The 17,894-nt window shown below is 72.9% G+C and carries 17 protein-coding genes; 2 read left to right on the top strand and 15 right to left on the bottom strand.

Annotated elements, in window-relative coordinates:
• Positions 1-77: 77 nt before the first annotated feature.
• From CLV52_RS03235 to CLV52_RS03210, 6 genes are all read right to left on the bottom strand, one after another.
• A complete protein-coding gene (locus tag CLV52_RS03235) occupies positions 78-512 on the bottom strand; it encodes a type II secretion system protein (protein WP_133764799.1) in 435 nt (144 codons plus the stop codon).
• An 11-nt stretch (positions 513-523) separates the two neighbouring features.
• Positions 524-1,786 (bottom strand): type II secretion system F family protein, encoded by a 1,263-nt coding sequence (locus CLV52_RS03230; RefSeq protein ID WP_133764796.1) that lies wholly within the window; start codon positions 1,784-1,786, stop codon positions 524-526.
• Complete coding sequence (locus CLV52_RS03225) at positions 1,786-2,949, bottom strand: type IV pilus twitching motility protein PilT (RefSeq protein WP_281276042.1); 1,164 nt, start codon at positions 2,947-2,949, stop codon at positions 1,786-1,788. The genes CLV52_RS03230 and CLV52_RS03225 overlap by 1 nt, the downstream gene beginning before the upstream one ends.
• Before the next feature lie 40 nt (positions 2,950-2,989).
• Positions 2,990-4,513 (bottom strand): GspE/PulE family protein, encoded by a 1,524-nt coding sequence (locus CLV52_RS03220; RefSeq protein WP_133764794.1) that lies wholly within the window; start codon positions 4,511-4,513, stop codon positions 2,990-2,992.
• Positions 4,514-4,709: 196 nt separating this feature from the next.
• The gene (locus tag CLV52_RS03215) at positions 4,710-6,008 is read right to left on the bottom strand and encodes a M20/M25/M40 family metallo-hydrolase (protein WP_133764792.1); all 1,299 of its coding nucleotides are present in this window, start codon (positions 6,006-6,008) and stop codon (positions 4,710-4,712) included.
• The gene (locus CLV52_RS03210; protein ID WP_133764790.1) at positions 6,005-7,459 is read right to left on the bottom strand and encodes an MFS transporter; all 1,455 of its coding nucleotides are present in this window, start codon (positions 7,457-7,459) and stop codon (positions 6,005-6,007) included. Before CLV52_RS03210 ends, CLV52_RS03215 begins: the two co-directional genes overlap by 4 nt.
• 184 nt (positions 7,460-7,643) lie before the next feature.
• Here CLV52_RS03210 and CLV52_RS03205 point away from each other — a divergent pair, with 184 nt between their 5' ends.
• Positions 7,644-8,945: an alpha/beta fold hydrolase gene (locus CLV52_RS03205; RefSeq protein WP_246017937.1), complete on the top strand. Its 1,302-nt coding sequence runs from the start codon at positions 7,644-7,646 to the stop codon at positions 8,943-8,945.
• Positions 8,946-8,995: 50 nt separating this feature from the next.
• Here the strand turns inward: CLV52_RS03205 and csrA are convergent, their stop codons facing one another.
• The 4 genes from csrA to ypfJ all read right to left on the bottom strand — a co-directional run bounded on the left by csrA (position 8,996) and on the right by ypfJ (position 13,741).
• The gene (gene csrA, locus CLV52_RS03200; protein ID WP_133764788.1) at positions 8,996-9,346 is read right to left on the bottom strand and encodes a carbon storage regulator CsrA; all 351 of its coding nucleotides are present in this window, start codon (positions 9,344-9,346) and stop codon (positions 8,996-8,998) included.
• Positions 9,347-9,415: 69 nt separating this feature from the next.
• Positions 9,416-10,561, bottom strand: a complete 1,146-nt coding sequence (locus tag CLV52_RS03195; protein WP_133764786.1) for a hypothetical protein — start codon at positions 10,559-10,561, stop codon at positions 9,416-9,418.
• On the bottom strand, positions 10,536-12,536 hold the full coding sequence (locus tag CLV52_RS03190) for a flagellar biosynthesis protein FlhA (protein ID WP_211342643.1): 2,001 nt from the start codon (positions 12,534-12,536) through the stop codon (positions 10,536-10,538). Before CLV52_RS03190 ends, CLV52_RS03195 begins: the two co-directional genes overlap by 26 nt.
• Before the next feature lie 275 nt (positions 12,537-12,811).
• Positions 12,812-13,741: a KPN_02809 family neutral zinc metallopeptidase gene (gene ypfJ, locus CLV52_RS03185; RefSeq protein WP_133764782.1), complete on the bottom strand. Its 930-nt coding sequence runs from the start codon at positions 13,739-13,741 to the stop codon at positions 12,812-12,814.
• A 113-nt stretch (positions 13,742-13,854) separates the two neighbouring features.
• On the opposite strand from ypfJ, the gene CLV52_RS03180 reads away from it, so the two are divergent.
• Positions 13,855-15,021 carry an MFS transporter gene (locus CLV52_RS03180; protein ID WP_133764779.1) on the top strand — a complete coding sequence of 389 codons (1,167 nt, stop codon included), beginning with the start codon at positions 13,855-13,857 and terminating at the stop codon, positions 15,019-15,021.
• 3 nt (positions 15,022-15,024) lie between these two features.
• Here the strand turns inward: CLV52_RS03180 and CLV52_RS03175 are convergent, their stop codons facing one another.
• From CLV52_RS03175 to fliQ, 5 genes are all read right to left on the bottom strand, one after another.
• Positions 15,025-15,540: a GNAT family N-acetyltransferase gene (locus CLV52_RS03175; RefSeq protein WP_133764777.1), complete on the bottom strand. Its 516-nt coding sequence runs from the start codon at positions 15,538-15,540 to the stop codon at positions 15,025-15,027.
• Between the two features lie 94 nt (positions 15,541-15,634).
• Entirely contained in the window at positions 15,635-16,714 is a 1,080-nt protein-coding gene (locus CLV52_RS03170) for an EscU/YscU/HrcU family type III secretion system export apparatus switch protein (protein ID WP_133764775.1), read from the bottom strand.
• Positions 16,707-16,844, bottom strand: coding sequence for a hypothetical protein (locus CLV52_RS18280; protein WP_162850693.1), 138 nt, complete (start codon positions 16,842-16,844; stop codon positions 16,707-16,709). Before CLV52_RS18280 ends, CLV52_RS03170 begins: the two co-directional genes overlap by 8 nt.
• Positions 16,841-17,611: a flagellar biosynthetic protein FliR gene (locus CLV52_RS03165; protein ID WP_342773132.1), complete on the bottom strand. Its 771-nt coding sequence runs from the start codon at positions 17,609-17,611 to the stop codon at positions 16,841-16,843. The genes CLV52_RS18280 and CLV52_RS03165 overlap by 4 nt, the downstream gene beginning before the upstream one ends.
• Positions 17,608-17,883, bottom strand: a complete 276-nt coding sequence (gene fliQ, locus CLV52_RS03160; RefSeq protein ID WP_133764772.1) for a flagellar biosynthesis protein FliQ — start codon at positions 17,881-17,883, stop codon at positions 17,608-17,610. Before fliQ ends, CLV52_RS03165 begins: the two co-directional genes overlap by 4 nt.
• Positions 17,884-17,894 lie beyond the last annotated feature (11 nt).

Genomic DNA, 17,894 nt, shown 5'->3' with positions numbered 1-17,894 from the left:
CACGCCCGCGCACGAACGAAACACCCCCCGTTCCGGTGACGGAACGGGGGGTGTGCGTCTCGGGCGGCACGAAAGCGCTAGTAGTTCGATTCACCGAGCGCGGAGCAGGTGCCCGCAAGTGTGGGATTCCGCGGGGAAACACGGAAGACGGTGCCCGTGACGCTCGTGCCCTGCAGGCACCAGCTGGTCCTCGTGACGCTCGGGAAGTAGTCGAGCTGCTGCGTTTCCATCGACTTCTGCCACCCGTAGCCGGCGAGCAGGGATCCGGTCGACGTGTCCAGGTTCGACTTCTGCGGGAAGACGCCGTTGCTGTCGATCCCGTAAGCGACGAGCGCCGATCGATCGCTCCCGAGGTCGGCTTGGGTCGCGGATTCCCGCACGCCCTTCACGAGCCCGACGTAGCTCGGCGCCGAGACGCCGACGAGGATCCCGATGATCATGATGACGACGACGAGCTCGATCAGGGTGAACCCTGCGTCGAACCTGTCGCGGCGGTGCCGCGCGTCTCCCATTGCGACCCTGCTCAGTGGACGGCGCTGGCGATGCTGAAGATCGGCATGTACAGGGCGACGACCATGCCTCCCACGACGACACCGAGGACGCAGATGAGCAGTGGCTCGATGAGCGAGGTCAGTGCGGCGGAGGTTGCCTCGATCTCGTCGTCGTAGAAGTCCGCGACCTTGCCGAGCATCACATCGACAGAGCCGGACTCCTCGCCGACGGCCACCATCTGCACGACCATCGCGGGGAAGATCTTCTCCTCAGAGAGCGGCTCCGCCATCGAGCCGCCGAGGCGGATCGACTCGGCAACGCGGTTCGCGGTCTGCTCGATGACCCAGTTGCCGGACGCCTGACCGACGATCTGCAATGCGCGGAGCAGGGGCACCCCGGCGTGCGTCATGTTGGCGAGGTTGCGCGCGAAGCGGGAGATGGCGACCTTGCCCATGAGCGGCCCGAAGATCGGGAACTTGAGCAGCAGGGGGTGCACGACGCGTCGGACCGCGTCCGCGTCCTTCTTCGCCCGCCACAGTGCCGTGAGCGTGACGATGAGCACGATGGCGGTGGGGATGATCCACACCATGTTGTCGGAGATGTCGACCAGGATCTGCGTCGGCAGCGGAAGCGCCTTGCCGAAGCCTTCGAACATCTTCTTGAAGATGGGAACGATGAACAGCAGCATCGCGACGACCGCGATGACGGCGATCCCGAGGACCGCGGCCGGATAGGTCATCGCGGACTTGATGGTCGCCTTGAGCTTCGCCTCCTTCTCGAAGGTCGTCGCGACGGCCGCCAGCGCGATGTCCAGGAAGCCGCCCGCCTCACCGGCGCGCAGCATGCTCACCATGATGAGCGGGATCTCCTTGTGCTTCGCGAGGGAGTCGGAGAACGAGTTGCCCGTCTCGATGTCGCGAGCCACGTCATGGAGCAGCGCCTGCAGCTTCTCGTTCTCGGTCTGGTCCGCGACCACCGTGACGGCGCGGAGGAGCGCGAGGCCGGAGTTCGTCATCGTGGCGAGCTGACGGGTCGCGACCGCGAGATGGGTGGTCTTGATGCCCTTGGAGAGGAAGCCGAGGGAGATCTCCTTGTTGAGGCCGGACCCCACCTCCTTCTCCGCGATGCTGACCGGCGACAGGCCCATGCTGAGCAATCGGCTCGCCGCGGCCGCCTCGGTCGGCACGTCGAAGGCCCCCTTGACGATCTTGCCCTCGGCGTTCCGCGCGCGATAGGCGAACTCCTTGTTCGCCGCCCGGGCGCCGCCCTTCTGCGCGACGGCGGAGCCGGCCATCAGAAGCCGCCCATGCCGGTCGGAGCGGCCATCGAGCCCATGCTGAAGAAGTCGTTCGACTGCTGCGCGAAGCGCGGCGTCGTCACGAGCTGGCGCATCGTCTCGACGTCGTGGGCCTTGCCCTCGGCCGCCTCGAGCGTGATGGTGCCGTCCGATACGAGCGCCGCGAGGTGCTGGTCCATCGTCTGCATGCCGAGCGAGGAACCCGTCTGCATCGCGGTCACGATCTGGCTCGTCTTCGCGCCGCGGATCAGGTTGCCGACGGCCGGCGTGATCTTGAGGACCTCGACGGCGACCGTGCGGCCCTTGCCGTCCGCGGTGGGGACGAGCGTCTGGCAGACGACACCCTGGAGCACGAGCGAGAGCTGCATGCGCACCTGCTGCTGCTGGAACGCGGGGAACACGTCGACGATGCGATCGATCGACTGCGGGGCGTCCGAGGTGTGCAGGGTCGCGAACACGAGGTGGCCGGTCTCCGCGGCGGTCAGCGCGACCGAGATCGACTCGAGGTCCCGGAGCTCGCCGAGCAGGATGATGTCCGGGTCCTGACGCAGGACGTGCTTGAGGGCGGCCTCGAAGCTCTGCGTGTCGGCGCCGACCTCGCGCTGGTTCACCAGGGAGCGCTTGCTCTGGTGCACGAACTCGATCGGGTCCTCGACCGTCATGATGTGGTCGGCGCGGGTCTCGTTCGCGCGGTCGATCAGCGCGGCGAGGGTCGTCGACTTGCCGGAACCGGTCGGGCCGGTGACGAGCACCAGGCCACGGGGGAGGTCGGCGAACTCGCCGATCGACTCGGGCAGGCCGAGCTGCTCGAGCGTCTTGATCTCGGTCGGGATGAGCCGGAAGGCCGCGCCCCAGTGCTCGCGCTGCTGGTAGACGTTCACGCGGAAGCGGCTCTCGGCGGAGAGCGTGTACGCGAAGTCGAGCTCGAGCTCCTCCACGAAGGTCTTCCGCTGCTTCTCGGTCATCGCGGCCGAGAGGATGCGCTCGACGTCGTCGTGGTCCCACACGCCGACCGCGTCGACCGGCTGCAGCGCGCCGCGCAGGCGCACGGCCGGCGTGCGCCCGGCGGCGATGTGGAGGTCCGAGCCGCCCTGCTCGACCACGTGGGCGAGCGCGCGGTTCAGCAGGGTGATCGGATCGGCGGTGCTGGTGGCGTTCACGGGGATTCCAGTCGGTTCGGGTGGAGCGGTGGGCCGGTCGCTAGACGGCGACGCGGAGGACTTCTTCGATCGAGGTGAGGCCGGCGCAGACCTTGTTCCAGCCGTCCATGCGGAGCGAGAGCATCCCCTGCTGCAGGGCGGTGCGGCTGATCTCGCTGGCGGAGGAGCGCTGGACGGTGAGGCGCTCGATCTCCTCGGTCACGGTCATGACCTCGTGGATCGCGATGCGGCCGCGGTAGCCGGTGTTCGCGCAGTGCGAGCAGCCGACGGGCACGAAGACCTCCTCGTCCTCCTCGATCAGCAGGCCGATGCGCGCGAGGTAGTCCTCGTCGTAGGTGGTGGGCTGCTTGCACTTGTCGCAGAGCCGGCGCGCGAGGCGCTGGGCGACGACGCCGACGAGCGCGGAGCCGACGAGGTAGGGCTCGATGCCCATCTCGACGAGGCGCGTCACCGCGGACGGCGCGTCGTTCGTGTGCAGGGTCGACATGACGAGGTGGCCGGTGAGGGCGGCCTCGACGGCGATCTGCGCGGTCTCGTGGTCGCGGATCTCACCGATCAGCACGACGTCGGGGTCGGACCGCAGGATGGAGCGCAGCGCGGACGCGAACGTGAGCCCGGCCTTCGCGTTGATCTGCACCTGGTTGATGCCGGCCATCCGGTACTCCACCGGGTCCTCGACCGTGATCACGTTGACGGTCGGCTTCGCGACCTCCTGGATCGCCGTGTAGAGCGTCGTCGACTTGCCGGACCCCGTGGGACCGGTGACGAGGATCATGCCGTTCGGGCGCGAGTACGCGTTCTTGAAGGCCTCGAAGTTGCGGCCCATCATGTTCAGGTCCGCGATGTTCTTGGCGGACCCGGACGAGTCCAGGATCCGCATGACGATCTTCTCGCCGTAGACGGTCGGCAGGGTCGCGACGCGGAGGTCGATCTTCCGCCCCTGGTGCATGACCGAGATGCGGCCGTCCTGCGGCTTGCGACGCTCCGAGATGTCGAGCTCGGCCATGATCTTCAGGCGGGAGAGCACGCCGCTCTGGATGGAGCTCGAGACCGACTGCACCTCCTTCAGCACGCCGTCGATGCGGTACCGGACGCGGAGCGAGCCCTCGCCGGGCTCGATGTGGATGTCGGAGGCGCGGTCCTGGATCGCCTGCGAGATGAGCAGGTTCACGAACCGGACGATCGGCGCGTCGTCCTCGTCCTCGGCGACCTGGTCGACGGAGGTGAGCTCGCTCTGGTCCTGCAGCGCGTTCGAGAGGTCCGTGAGCTCGTCGTCCGCGCGGTGGTAGCGGTCGATCGCGGTCGCGAGGTCCTTCGCGTCCACGAGCACGGGACGGATGCGGAGCCGGGTGGCGGCGGAGACGTCGTCGAGGGCAAGGATGTCGTTCGGGTCCGCCATCGCGACGATGAGCGTCCCGCCCTCGCGCCCGATGGGAAGCAGCTTGTGGCGCCGGCAGAGATTGGCCGAGACGCTGACCGCCGCTTCGCGGTCGATCGGGTACTCGAGGATCTCCACGAAGGGCGCGCCGAAGACGTTCGCGCCGTTCGGCGTGATGATCGACATGCTCGCTCCTTCCGCACGACGCCGTGCGGCGTCGGGTCCCGGAGTCCTCCCGGGGACCTCAGGCTAGGAAACGGCCTGCACGGCCAGGAATACCCAAAGGGAGGCGCCCCAGTGCAGGGGGCAGGTGTCGGGCCATGCCCTCGCGCAGCCGATTCGGGATCGGCGGGTCCGATTCGGTGGCCGGGCGAAGGGGCCGTCAGCCGGCGGTGAGGAGGGCGCGGTGGAAGGCGATCGCCGCGTCCAGCGCCGCCACGGAGACCCGCTCGTCGGCGCCGTGGATGGCCGCGAGCTCCTCCGCGGTGATCGCGAACGGCATGAAGCGGTAGACGTCCGCGCCCAGTCCCGAGAAGTGGCGGGCGTCGCTCGCCTGCACCATGACGTACGGCACCGGGAGGGCGTCCGGGTAGGCCGCAGCGACCGCGGCGGCGACGCGGTCCCACGCCGGCCCGTGCGCGCGCGACAGCGGCGCGGGCTCGTCGCCGGCGATCAGCTCGACCTCGACGGCCGGGTCGCGCACGATGCGCCGCAGCCGGGCGAGCACGCCCTGCACGTCGTCGCCGGGCGCGATGCGGACGTTCAGCTCGGCGGTGCCCTCCGCGGCCAGGACGTTCGCGGCCTCCCCCGCGCGGATGCGGGTGACGGCGACCGTGGTGCGCACGAGTGCGCCGGTGACGCCGCCGAGGGCGCCGAGCAGCCGGGCGACGAGCGGCGCGGACGTGCGCGAGCGGAGGACCGCACCGACGGGCGCCGGCAGCCGGGGCGCGAGCGCAGCGGCCATCGCGACGATCGCGGCGTTGCTGCGGGCGGGGAAGGGGTGCCGCTCGATCCGCGTCAGCGCCGTCGCGAGTCGCACGGCGGCCTGCCGGCGCGGCGGGACCGCGGCGTGGCCGCCCGACGACCGCACGGTGAGCCGCACCTCCGCGGTGCCGCGCTCGGTGAGCCCGATCATCGCGAGGCGGCCCGCGACGCCGGGGACGATGCCCTCGACGACCGCGCCGCCCTCGTCCAGGACGAGCGCCGGCCGCACCCCCTGCGCCCGCAGCGTCTGCGCGATCGCCTGCGCACCAGAGCCGCGGACCTCCTCGTCGTGCCCGGACACGACGTGGACGTCGCCCGCGGGGACGAACCCCTCGGCGAGGAGGCCCTCGACCGCCTCCAGCACCGCGACGAGCGGTCCCTTGTCGTCGAGCGCTCCCCGGCCGTGGAGGACGCCGTCGACGACCTCGCCGCCGAACGGGTCGCGGTGCCAGGGCTGGTCCGCGACGGGGACGACGTCGTGGTGCGCCATGAGCACGACCGGCGCGGCGGTCCCGCCCCGCCAGACGAGGTGGAGCGCGCCGCCTGCGACCTCCGCGCGCTCCAGGCGCTCGTGGAGGAGCGGGTAGAGCTCGGCGAGCGTCGCGCGGAAGGCGACGAATGCGGCCTCGTCCCGGGTCGCGGCGTCCGAGACGGTCGGGATGCGGATGAGGGCGGCGAGGCGGTCGGCTGGGGTCATGCGGCCGCCCGCTTCGGGAAGGCCGCGGCCGGGACGACGAGGAGCGCGACCGCGCCGACGAGCGCCGTGCCGCCGCACACGGCCCAGACGGTGAGGTAGCCGGCGTAGCTGCCCGCGGTGCCGCCGGCGGGTGCGCCGGTCGCGAGGGCGATCGCGAAGCCGCACGAGGCGAACGCGCCGCCCAGCGATTTGCCGGTGTTCGTGAGCCCGGTGGCGACCGCCGTGCGGCCCGCCGGCGCGACGGCGGCGGCCGCCGCGGGCAGCGCGGCGACGAGCGTCCCGGAGCCGAGGCCCGCGATCACCATCGCGACGAGCACCTCCGCGAGCGAGGCGTGGAACGGCACGAGCGCGAGGTAGCCGACCGCGACGATCGTGGAGCCCGCGATGAGCGTCGGGAGCGTGCCCGCGAGGCGCGAGACGGGACCGAGGAGGAGGGCACCGACCAGGAGTGCGAGCACGTAGGCGCCGATGACGACCGACAGCATCCCGGAGCTCAGGCCGAGCCCGTAGCCGACGGCGGCCGGATCGGTGCGGACGAACGTCGACAGCGGCCCCTGCGCGCCGAGCACGCTCACGCCGAAGAGCAGGGCCGCGAGCTGGATCGGCCACACCGCGGGCCGGGCGAGCACCCGCATGTCGATGAGCGGGTCGTCGACGCGCCGCTCGACGAGCACGAACACCGCGAGGAGCACCAGCCCGAGGAGGAGGACGCCCCAGCCGAGCCCGGACCCCGGCTGGAGCCGGAGGAGGCTGAGCGCCCCGGTCAGCACCGCCAGCGCCGAACCGAGCAGCACGGCGCCGCGCCCGTCGAGCCGCCCGGGCGCCCGCTCCCCCGTGCTGCGGACGCCGATCAGCACCGCGAGTAACGCGACGACGACGAGCACGCCCGGGACGAGCAGGGCCGCGCGGAGCGAGCCGAGCAGCGCCTGCGCGGAGCCGCCGGCCAGCGCACCGGCGATGGCGCCCGCCTCGAGCGCCGCGACGACGACCCCCGCTCCGGCGCGCGTCGTCGCCTGCGGGTCCTCCCTCGTCCTCGCCCGGTGGGCGATCAGCGCGATCTCGAGCGGCAGCCACGCGCCGTAGACGCCCTGGACCGCCCACAGCGTCAGGAAGACCGGGAAGGTCGTCGCGAAGGCGAGGCCGAGGCTCGCGACGGCGGTGACCGCGAGCGCGACGAGCAGCATCCGGCGATGGCCGACGAGGTCGCCGAGCTTCGCGAGGATCGGCAGGGCGACGACGGAGAGCGCGAGCTGCCCGCCCTCGAGCCAGTTGACGTCCGCGTCCGCGATGTCCAGCGCTCGGGCGATGTCCGTGAGCTGCGGGACGTAGTAGCCCTGAAGGACGCCGGAGGCGAACTCGACGACCACCAGCACGCCGACGACGCCGAGCGCGCCGCGGGCCCCGACGCCGCCGAGCGCGCCGCGGGCCCCGACGCCGCCGACTCCGCTCACCAGCACATCCTGGCGGGCGGGGTCCCGGTCGTGCGAGGGGTGCACGGGGCGTGGTTCCGGCACGGGCGCCGGGCGCCCGGCTCAACCACCGTGCGGGTCGAGGTGCGAGCGCAGCGAGCCCTCCCCCGCTGGTCGAGGTGCGAGCGCAGCGAGCCTCGAGACCACCAGGACGAGGATCGATCCCGTGATCACCGCCGAGTACACGATGCAGGGCCTGCACGTGCGCGAGCACGAGGTCGGGGTGCCGCTCGACTGGGACTCCCCCGGCCCCGAGCGGCTCTCCGTCTTCGCCCGCGAGATCGTCGCGGCGCACCGTCGCGACGAGGACCTCCCGCTGATGCTCTACCTGCAGGGCGGGCCGGGCGGGAAGGGCCCCCGCCCGAACGACGCGAGCGGCTGGCTCGGCGCGCTGCTCGAGCGGTACCGGCTCGTGCTGCTGGACCAGCGCGGCACGGGCCGCAGCTCGCGGGTGGACGCCGCGCGGATGCGCGCGTTCGCCACCGGGGAGGAGGGCGCGCGCTTCCTCGAGCGCTTCCGCGCGGACTCGATCGTGCGCGACGCGGAGCACCTCCGGGCCACCGACTTCGGCGGGCGCCGCTGGGCGACGATCGGGCAGAGCTACGGCGGCTGGCTCACGCTCACCTACCTGTCGCTCGCGCCCGAGGCGCTCACGGCCTGCCTCGTCACCGGCGGACTCGGCGCCCTCGTCCCCGACGCGGCGGAGGTGTACCGGCGGACGTACCCGCGGATGCTCGCGAAGAACCGGGTCTACGAGCAGCGGTTCCCGGACGACGCGGTCGTGCTCGGACGGATCGCCGACCTCGTCACGGCGGAGGAGGTGCGCCTCCCGGACGGCGACCGGCTCACGGTGCCGCGGCTCCAGTTCCTCGGGAACGCGTTCGGCATGCAGCACGGGTTCGAGGAGGTGCACTGGACGGTCGACGAGGCGTTCACCGCGTCCGACGGGGGGCTGTCGGACACCTTCCTCGCGCAGGTGCAGTCGGCGACCGACTTCGCGGACGGCCCCCTCTGGGCCGCGCTGCAGGAGCCCCTCTACGGCGCGCCCGAGACCGGCGCGACCGCGTGGGCGGCGGACGCCGAGCATGCGCGGCACCCGGAGTTCGCGGCGGACGCGCGGCCGCTCCGGCTCACGGGCGAGGCGATGTTCCGGTGGATGTTCGACGACATCCGACTGCTGCGGCCGTTCGCGCCGGCCGTCGACGTGCTCGCGGCGAAGACGGACTGGACGCCGCTGTTCGACCGCGCGCGGCTCGCCGCGAACGAGGTGCCGCTGGCGGCGGTCGTCTACTTCGACGACCTCTACGTCGACGCCGGGCTGTCGCTCGCGACCGCGCAGGAGGTCGGGAACGTGCGAACGTGGGTCACGAACGAGTGGCAGCACGACGGCATCCGGGCGAGCGGCGACGGCGTCGTGCGGCACCTCCTGCGCCTGATCGACGAGCAGGGCGGCCCGCTGCCGGCCTGACGCAGCTCGGATCGACGGCGCGTCGATCGAGGCCGGCCGGCCGCGCCGCGTCAGCCGCGGGGCTTGGGCGGGGTCGGCTTCGGTGCGGGCCCAGGAGGCGTGCGCGGGGCGGGCGGCGTCGGCGGCGCGGGGGCCTCGGCCGCGGGCTCGGACCGCTCCGCCTCGGCCTTGCGCGCCCGGTTGAGCAGGCCGACGAGCAGGTCGGCGGACTGCGCGGCGGAGGCCGCAGCGCCGGTGTTCGCCTCCTGCACCGCGGAGACGACCTCCGCGCGCTGGATGCTGACGCCGCGCGGGGCGTCGAACCCGATGCGGACGCCGTCGCCCCGGACGTCGATGACGGTGACGACGATGTCGTCGCCGATCATCACGCGCTCACCCTTCTTCCGCGTGAGCACCAGCACGCCGCGAGCCTAGTCCGCAGCATTCTTCGTTTCGTAGGACGCGGCGTCCTCCGAAACAAAGGATCGGGATCAGCCGGCGAGCTCGCGGTAGGCCTCGGGGAGGCCGATGGCGGCGAGCGCCTCGTGCTGCACGCCCCGCTGCGCGCGGAGGCTCGCGACCGCGTCGACCTGGAGCCGGCCCCGCAGGCGCCCGGTCCACTCGAGCGTCTCCTCCGCGTCCTTCGCGGCGTCGACGACGAGCCAGGACTGGTCGCTGTCGATGGAGAGCAGCTGCTCGAGCTCCTCCTCGGCCATCGGGCCGCGGCCGACGCCGTAGGCGACGATCACCGGCTGGTCGCTCCGCACCCCGTACGCGCGAGCGGCGACGGCGCCGCGGCGGTCGTCGACCCGACGCCGGGTGTTGCCCTCGAGCGTCCCGCCGTCGCAGACGTAGCCCCGCTGCATGCGGTCGCGCAGCGACTTCGCGACGTGCATCGCGTCGTCGCCGATGCCGACGAGCAGCAGGAGGTCGCCGGCGCGGGTGCGCTGCGGCGGCGGCGCCCCCGGGGTCGTGCGGCCCATGCGCGACCGCGGGGTGCTCGTCGCCCACACGTACTGCTGCACGGCGGCGACCTCCGCGGGCGTCGGCTCGGCCGGAGCCGCGGGGGCGACCGGGACGTGCCGGGCGGACGGCGCCTCGAGCGCCCGGACCGGCACGGAGGCGGTGACCGCGCGCATCGGGGCGGGCGGGGCGGCAGGGCGCTGCGGCCGCAGCTGCGTGAAGTGCTGGGGCTGCGCGGCGGCCGTCGTGCGGCGGAGGGGACGCGCGGGTGTGCCTCCCCCGGTCTCGCCCGGCTCGACGTCGATGCGCAGCGCATCGAGCACCGAGGCGAAGTCGCCGCCCTGCGTCGAGACCTGCGCCGGGGGCGCGGGCACCATCCACGGGTCGTCGCCGTAGGCGGACGCCGGCCCGAGGTCCGCGGCGTCGGCGTCGTCGAGCAGCGCGGCGAGCCCGACGCGGGACCGCATGGAGAACTCGTGCGCGCCCTCCGGGGCGGCCCGGTCGGGCAGCTCGACCGTCACGTCGATCACCCGCTTGCCGAAGAGGCCGGCGATGCCGCCGACGATGGACTCCTCGGTGTCGAGGATCCGCGCCTCCGGACCGAACTCCGCCGCGACGCGGGCGGCGAGACCAGTCAGGGTCGGCTTCTCAAGCCGGAATCGAATCGAGGGCACGAACCACTCCAACGGTCTCGATGGTGACGTCGGCCGACGTCACCTCCTGGTACGACAGCACGGGCAGGCCGTTCGTCTGCGGTGCGACGAGACGGCGTATCGCCGGGCGCAGGGCGGGCGCGCACACGAGCACGGGCGACCAGCCGCGCATCTCCGCGGCTTGCACGGCGGTGCGCAGCGACTCCACGATGCGCGTGATCATGTCCGGCGAGATGAGGATCTGGGTCCCGAGCTCGGAGGGCCGGAGGTTCTCGAGCATCCCCTGCTCGAGCTGCGGGTCGATCATCACGACGCGCAGGGTGCGCTCGTCGAGGTGCGGCGACACGAGCACCGGCCCGAGCGCGCCGCGGGCGGCCTCGATGAGCCCCTCGGGGTCGGTCGACACCTTCGCCCGCAGGGAGAGCGCCTCGTAGATGCGGGCGAGGTCGTTGATCGGCACCTTCTCCGCGAGCAGGCCCTGCAGGACGCGGTGGATCTCGGCGAGCGTGAGCAGGCCGGGCACGAGCTCCTCGACGAGCGCGGGGCTGAAGCGCTTGACGCCCTCGGTGAGGACGCGGACGTCCTCCCGGGACAGGAGGCGGCCCGCGTTGTCGGTGATGACGCTCGAGAGGTGGGTGACGAGCACGGAGCCGCGGTCGATCACCGTCGCGCCCGTGGTCTCCGCGGCGTGCCGCAGCTCCGCCGGGATCCACTTGCCCGCCAGCTGGAAGACCGGCTCGACCGTCGGCGTGCCGGGCAGCGCGTCGAGGTGGTCGCCGAGCGCGAGCACCTTGCCGACCGGAGCGAGGCCCCGGCCCATCTCGACGCCGGCGACGCGGATGACATAGGTCGACGGCGGCAGGTCGACGCTGTCGCGCGTCCGCACCGGCGGCACGACGACGCCGTACTCCATCGCGATGCGGCGGCGCAGCGCCTTGACCCGTGCGAGCAGGTCGTCGCTGACGCCGGAGACGAGGTCGACGAGGTCCGGGGAGAGCTGCACCTCGAGCGCGTGCACGCGCATCTGCTCCATGAGCTCCTCCGGGGTGTCGGAGGCGGGCGCCTGCTGCTTCGCGGCGACCTCGGCGAGCGCCGCCTCCTTCTCCTTGTTCTGCTCGGCGCGGCGGAGTCGGGTGGAGACGAAGATCAGGGTGCCGCCGACGAGGATGAACGGGATCATCGGCATGCCCGGGATGAGCGCCATGAGGCAGGCGGCGACGCCCGCGATCATCAGCGCGAGCCGCGACTGCGTGAGCTGCTTGCCCGCGTCCTGGCCGAGTTCGCTCTCCGAGTTCGACCGCGTCACGATCATGCCCGTGGAGACGGCCATGAGCAGGGCCGGGATCTGCGCGGTGAGGCCGTCGCCGATCGTGAGCAGCGTGTAGGTGTTGACCGCGTCCAGGATCTGCTGGCCGTGGATCAGGACGCCCATGATGATGCCGCCGAGCACGTTCACCAGGACGATGACGATGCCGGCGATCGCGTCGCCCTTGACGAACTTCGACGCACCGTCCATCGCGCCGTAGAAGTCGGCCTCCGCGCTGACCTCCTTGCGGCGGCGGCGCGCCTCGTCCTCGGTGATGAGGCCGGAGTTCAGGTCGGCGTCGATCGCCATCTGCTTGCCGGGCATCGCGTCGAGGGTGAAGCGCGCGCCGACCTCGGCGACGCGCTCCGCGCCCTTCGTGACGACGACGAACTGGATGACGACGAGGATCACGAAGACGACCGCGCCGATGACCATGGAGCCGCCGACCGCGACCGAGCCGAACGCGTGGATGACCTCCCCCGCGTAGCCCTGGCCGAGCACGAGGCGGGTGGAGGCGACGTTGAGCCCGAGGCGGAAGAGCGTCGCGATGAGCAGCAGCGACGGGAAGACGGAGAAGTCGAGGGGCTTCTTCGCGAACATCGTCGTCAGCAGGATCACGAGCGCGAACAGGATGTTCACGGTGATCAGCAGGTCGAGCAGCCATGCCGGGATCGGCACGACGAGCAGCATGATGATCGCCACCAGGCCGAGCGGCACGGCGATGGCGGACGCGGTCCGGCCGAGCGCGAGTCGTCGCACGGGACTCCGTCCACTTCGGTGGCGCGATCTGCTGCGGCTCCGCCGCGACCGTCGGTGACCCCGGCTCCGCCGGGCGTGCACGGGGAGCGCGTCCTGCGCGACGCCCGTGTGAGGGCCATCATGCGGGCGCGGCGCCTCGCCGCCCCGGCGCGCCACGCCCGCTCCCCCCGGAAGGGGGGCACCTGGGCGGGGGTGGCGCGGTCGGATCAGCCGAGCGCGCCCCGGGCGAAGGTGTCGCAGCGGTTCGGGTCGCCCGCCTCGTAGCCGGTCGTGAACCACTGGCGGCGCTGCGCGGACGTCCCGTGCGTGAACGACTGCTCGTCGACCGTCCCGTTCCCGAGCTCGCGCTGGATGAAGTCGTCACCGATGCGTCCCGCGGTGTCGAGCGCCCGGTCGACGTCGTCCTGCGTGATCTGCTCGATCAGCGGCGCGCCGCCGTCCGACGGCACCGTCGTCGCGTGCTTCGCCCAGGTGCCCGCGTAGCAGTCGGCCTGCAGCTCGAGCCGGACGCTGCCGCTCGTGGGGCCGGTGTCGCCCTGCTGCACGCGCCCGTCCGTGCCGAGGAGGTCCTGGACGTGGTGCCCGTACTCGTGGGCGAGCACGTACGCGTCGACGAACAGCCCGCCCTCGGCGCCGAACTTCGTCCTCAGCTCGTCGTAGAAGGACAGGTCGATGTACACGAGCCGGTCCGCGGGGCAGTAGAACGGGCCGACGCCGCTCGTGGCCGAGCCGCAGCCGGTGTCGGTGGCGCCGCTGAAGAAGACGGTGTCCGAGCGCTGGTAGCGGTCGCCGAGCCGCCCCGCCCAGTAGTCCTGGATCGACTCGATGTCGGCGACGACCGCGCACTCGGTGCGCGAGTTCGCGTCCTTCCCCGTCGTGCAGGCCTGCTTCAGCTCGTCGCCGGAGGCCGTCTCCCCCGATCCGAGCCCGTCGAGGATCGGGCCGAGCGCGTTCGGGTCGCCGCCGGCCGTGCCGCCTCCTCCTCCACCGCCCCCGCCGAGCAGCTGGAGCAGGAGCACGACGACGACGCCGACGACGCCGAGGCCGCCGCCGCCGAGCGCGATCGCGCGGCCGCCGCCGCCGCGGCGGTCCTGCACGTCCGAGGTGTCGAGCCGGGCGTCCTCGCGGTAGCGCATGCCGCAGTTCTCCCATCGACGGCTGGGCGATCCCCCGACGTCGGCGGCCTGTCGGGGACGGCGCGTAGCCTCCCTCCGCACCGGCGGGCGTCGCCGAGGACCGGGGGTCGCGCGTGACGGCGGAGGCACGGCGGCGCGCGCTCGCCCTCGGGGCGCTCGCGATCGCCACCTTCACCTACGTCACCACGGAGACGCTGCCGATCGGCGTGCTGCCGGGGATCGCGCGCGCGTTCTCCGTCGACGCGGCGACGGTCGGGCTGCTCGTCGGCGCGTACGCGCTGGTCGTGGTCGTCGCGACGGTGCCGCTCGCCCGCCTGACCGCTCGGGTGCCCCGCCGGGCGCAGCTGCTGCTCCTCCTGGGCCTGCTCGTCGTCGCGAACCTCGGCAGCGCGCTCGCGCCGGCGTTCGGCGTGCTCGTCGCCGCGCGGGTGATCGCCGCGCTGAGCCACGCGCTGTTCTGGGCCGTGGTCGGACCGACGGCGGCCTCCCTCGCCCGGCCCGGTGCCCGAGGCCGGGCGCTCGCCGCGGTCTTCGCGGGGCAGTCGATCGGCGTGGTCGTCGGCGTCCCGCTCGGCACCCTGATCGGGGAGGCCGTCGACTGGCGCGCCGCGTTCGGCGGAGCGGCCGTCCTGGCGGCGGTCGCGCTGGCCGTCGCCGCGGCGGCGCTGCCCCGGGTCGCGCGGGCGGAGGACCTCGCCGCGACCGGGAGCGAGCCGAGCGGCCCGCGCTACGCGGTGCTCGTCGCGGCCACCGTCCTCGTCGCGACGGGGTCGCTCCTCGCGTTCACCTACGTGACGCCGTTCCTCATCGACGTCAGCCGTGTGTCGCCCGGCGCCGTCAGCGCCGTCCTGCTCGTGCGCGGCGCCGCCGGACTGCTCGCCGTGCTCGTGTCGGGCCGGTTCATCGACCGGCATCCGCGGCGCGTCATGCTGGCCGCCACGGCGCTGCTCGTCGTCGGGCTCCTCGTGCAGTGGGCGGGGCGGGAGCAGCCGCTGGTCGCGACGGTCGGGCTCGCGCTCATCGCCGGCGGGATGTCGGCGTTCACGACGGGCCTGAGCACCCGCGTGCTGACGGTCGCCCCGGGTTCGACGGACGTCGCCGCCGGCGGCACCTCCACGGCATTCAACGTCGGCATCATGGCGGGCTCGTCCGCCGGCGGGGCGCTGCTCGCGGTCGTGGGCCTCGCCGGCCTCCCCCTCGTCGGCGCCGTGTTCGCGGCTGCGGCGCTGCTGCTGCTCGCGGTCGAGCCGCCGCTCGTCCGAGCCCGCGTCCCCGCCTGAGGATCAGGCCCGCGCGAGCACGACGTGGTCGCGGCCGTGCGCGGGGTTGTCCGGCTCGAGGTCCGCGTGCGCGACGACGGCGAACCCCGCGCGCCGCAGGAGGGCGATCGACCCCGCGTTCCCCGCCTGCACCGGCACGACCACCGGCGCCGGGCCGATCCGCTCGAGGGCCGCGCGGACGAGCGCGGTCCCGATGCCGCGCCGGCGGAGCGTCGGCTCTCCGACCAGGTAGTCGAGACTCCAGGCGTCGTCCGGGATCCGGAGGAACGGCGCGAGCTCGGCGGCCCAGTCGGGCTCATCGGCCCAGCGGTACCACTGCACGAACCCGGCCGCGACGCCGTCGACCTCGCCCATGCGCAGGACGGTCGGGTCGCGGCCGTCGATCGAGGGCCCGTACTGCCGTTCGAGCGCCGCAGGATTCGGATCGTCGTGCCACCACTCGGCCACGAGCGGCTCGCGGAGCCAGGTCCCGAGCAGGGCGAGGTCGGCGCGGGTGAGCGGCCGCAACGTCACCTCCACGGCCCGATCCTCCTCCGGGCGTCCCTCGAGCGGTGGCGGTGGCGTCGCGCGATCCGCCTGCGGACCGCACGACGGTGAGCGACGGAGGGCGGCCTCAGGAGGCGAGGCGGTGGACGCCGAGCGCGGCGCCGCGGCGCTTCAGCGACATGACGAACGCGAGCACGCGGGCGACGGCGCCGTAGAGCTCCTCCGGGATCTCCTGGTCGACCTGGCACGCGGCGTAGAGCGCGCGGGCGAGCGGGATGTCCTGCACCATCGGCACGCGGTGCTCGGCGGCGCGCTCGCGGATCCGGGCCGCGACCTCCCCCGCGCCCTTCGCGACGACCCGCGGCGCCGACTTCCCCGGCTCGTACTTCAGTGCCACGGCGACGTGCGTCGGGTTCAGCATCACGACGTCCGCGCCGGCGATCGCGGCCATCATGCGGTTGCGGGAGATCTGGATTGCCCGGCTGCGCCGCTGCTGCCGGATGTGCGGGTCGCCCTCGGTGGACTTCGACTCGTCCTTGATCTCCTGCTTCGTCATCATCGTGTGCTGCCGGTTCCGCCGGCTGACGACGAGCACGTCGATCGCGCCGAGCACGACGCCCGCCACGATCGCGGCCTGGAGGATCGCGACGGCGATGCCGGACGCCGTGGACACGACCGCGGACACCGGCATCGCGCCGGACGCGGACAGCAGGGGGATCGCGCCCTGGATCGCGGTCCAGACGGCGACGCCGACGACGCCGGTCTTGAGGAGCGCCTTCGCTCCCTCCCACAGCGCCTGCTTGCCGACGAGGCGGCCGGCACCCTTCACGACGTCGAACTGGTCGAAATGGGGCTTGAACCGCTTCATCGAGAACCCGCCGGAGGCGAGCGAGCCGGCGATCGCGCCGACGACGGCCGCGGCCATCACCGGCGCGAGGACGCCCGGCAGCACCCCGAACGCCCCGAGGAACGTCGACTGGGCGCGGGACGCCGTGGGGTCGGCGATGATCTCCTTCACCCCGAGCACGAGGTCGCGGGAGGCGGCGGCGCCGTTGCCGATGACGAGCGGCAGCGTCAGCGCCGCCGCGCCCATGGACAGCCAGCTCGGCATGTCGCGGGAGCGCTGGATGCGGCCTTCGCGCCGCGCCTCCTCGAGGCGCTTCGGCGTGGCCTTCTCGGTGCGTTCCCCGGACGGCTGGTCAGGCACGGGTCACCCCCGTCCTCGGGAGCACGACAGCAGGAACGAGGCGCTTCAGCAGGAAGAAGAGGGCCGCGGATTCCTGCTGCAGCGCCTGCTTCCTGCTGCAGCGCTCGAGGATTCCTGCTGTCGTGCTCACGAGACGGAGGCCATCGCGCGGAGGGCGTCCTCGAGCAGCGCCTCCACGATGCGCGGGAGGGCGATGAAGATCGTGCCGCCGGCGAGCAGCGTGATGAGGATCTTCAGGACGAACCCGAGGGAGAACGCGTTCAAAGCCGGCGCGACGCGGGTCAGGACGCCGAGGCCGACGTCCGCGAGGAAGAGCACCACGACGATCGGCCCGGCGATCTGCACGGCCGCGACGAACATCTGCGCGACGCCCGGCAGGAGCCGCTCCCCCGCGTCCTGCGAGAGGAAGCCGGTGACCGGCAGGGCGTGGAACGTGCGGAAGAGGCCGCCGAGCACGAGCTCCGCGCCGCCGGAGACGAACAGCAGCCCGAGCGCCACCATCTGCATGAGGCGCGTCATCTGCGCCCCGTTGACCTTCATCAGCGGGTCGAACGCCTGGCTCATCTGGAAGCCCGCGAACAGGTCGATCAGGCTGCCCGCGGACTGGATGGCGGAGAAGACGACGAAGACCATGAACCCGAGCAGCGCGCCGATGACCAGCTGGCTGATCAGCGACACGACGAACGCGCCGCCGTCCATCGCGGCGGGCAGGCCCTGCGCGGCGGTCGGCGCGACGAGGATCGAGAGGGCGATCGCGAGCATCCCCTTGATCCGCAGCGGGATGCCGGAGAACGAGAACGGCGGCGCGATGACGAGGAACGCGGTGATCCGCATCGCCGCCAGCATCGCCGCCTCGACGAAGGTCTCGTTGAGCGCGACGGACCCGAAGATCGTCACGACTGCCGGAGGTAGCTCGGGATCATCGCGAACAGCTGCTGCGTGAAAGTGACCGCCTCCGAGATCATCCAGTGCCCGCAGACGACGAGGGCGATCGCGACGGCGATGGCCTTCGGGACGAACGAGAGCGTCGCCTCCTGGATCTGCGTGATCGACTGGAACACGCTGATCGCGAAGCCGACGACGAGCGCGGTGATGAGCAGCGGCGCGGCCAGCTCCGCGGCGAGCATGAGGGCGCGGATGGCGAGGTCGACGACCTGGTTCTGCGTCATGTGCGAGAGCC

The sequence above is a fragment of the Amnibacterium kyonggiense genome (assembly GCF_004364555.1).
Lineage (GTDB): Bacteria > Actinomycetota > Actinomycetes > Actinomycetales > Microbacteriaceae > Amnibacterium > Amnibacterium kyonggiense.
This window is presented reverse-complemented; position numbering and strand designations above follow the sequence as displayed.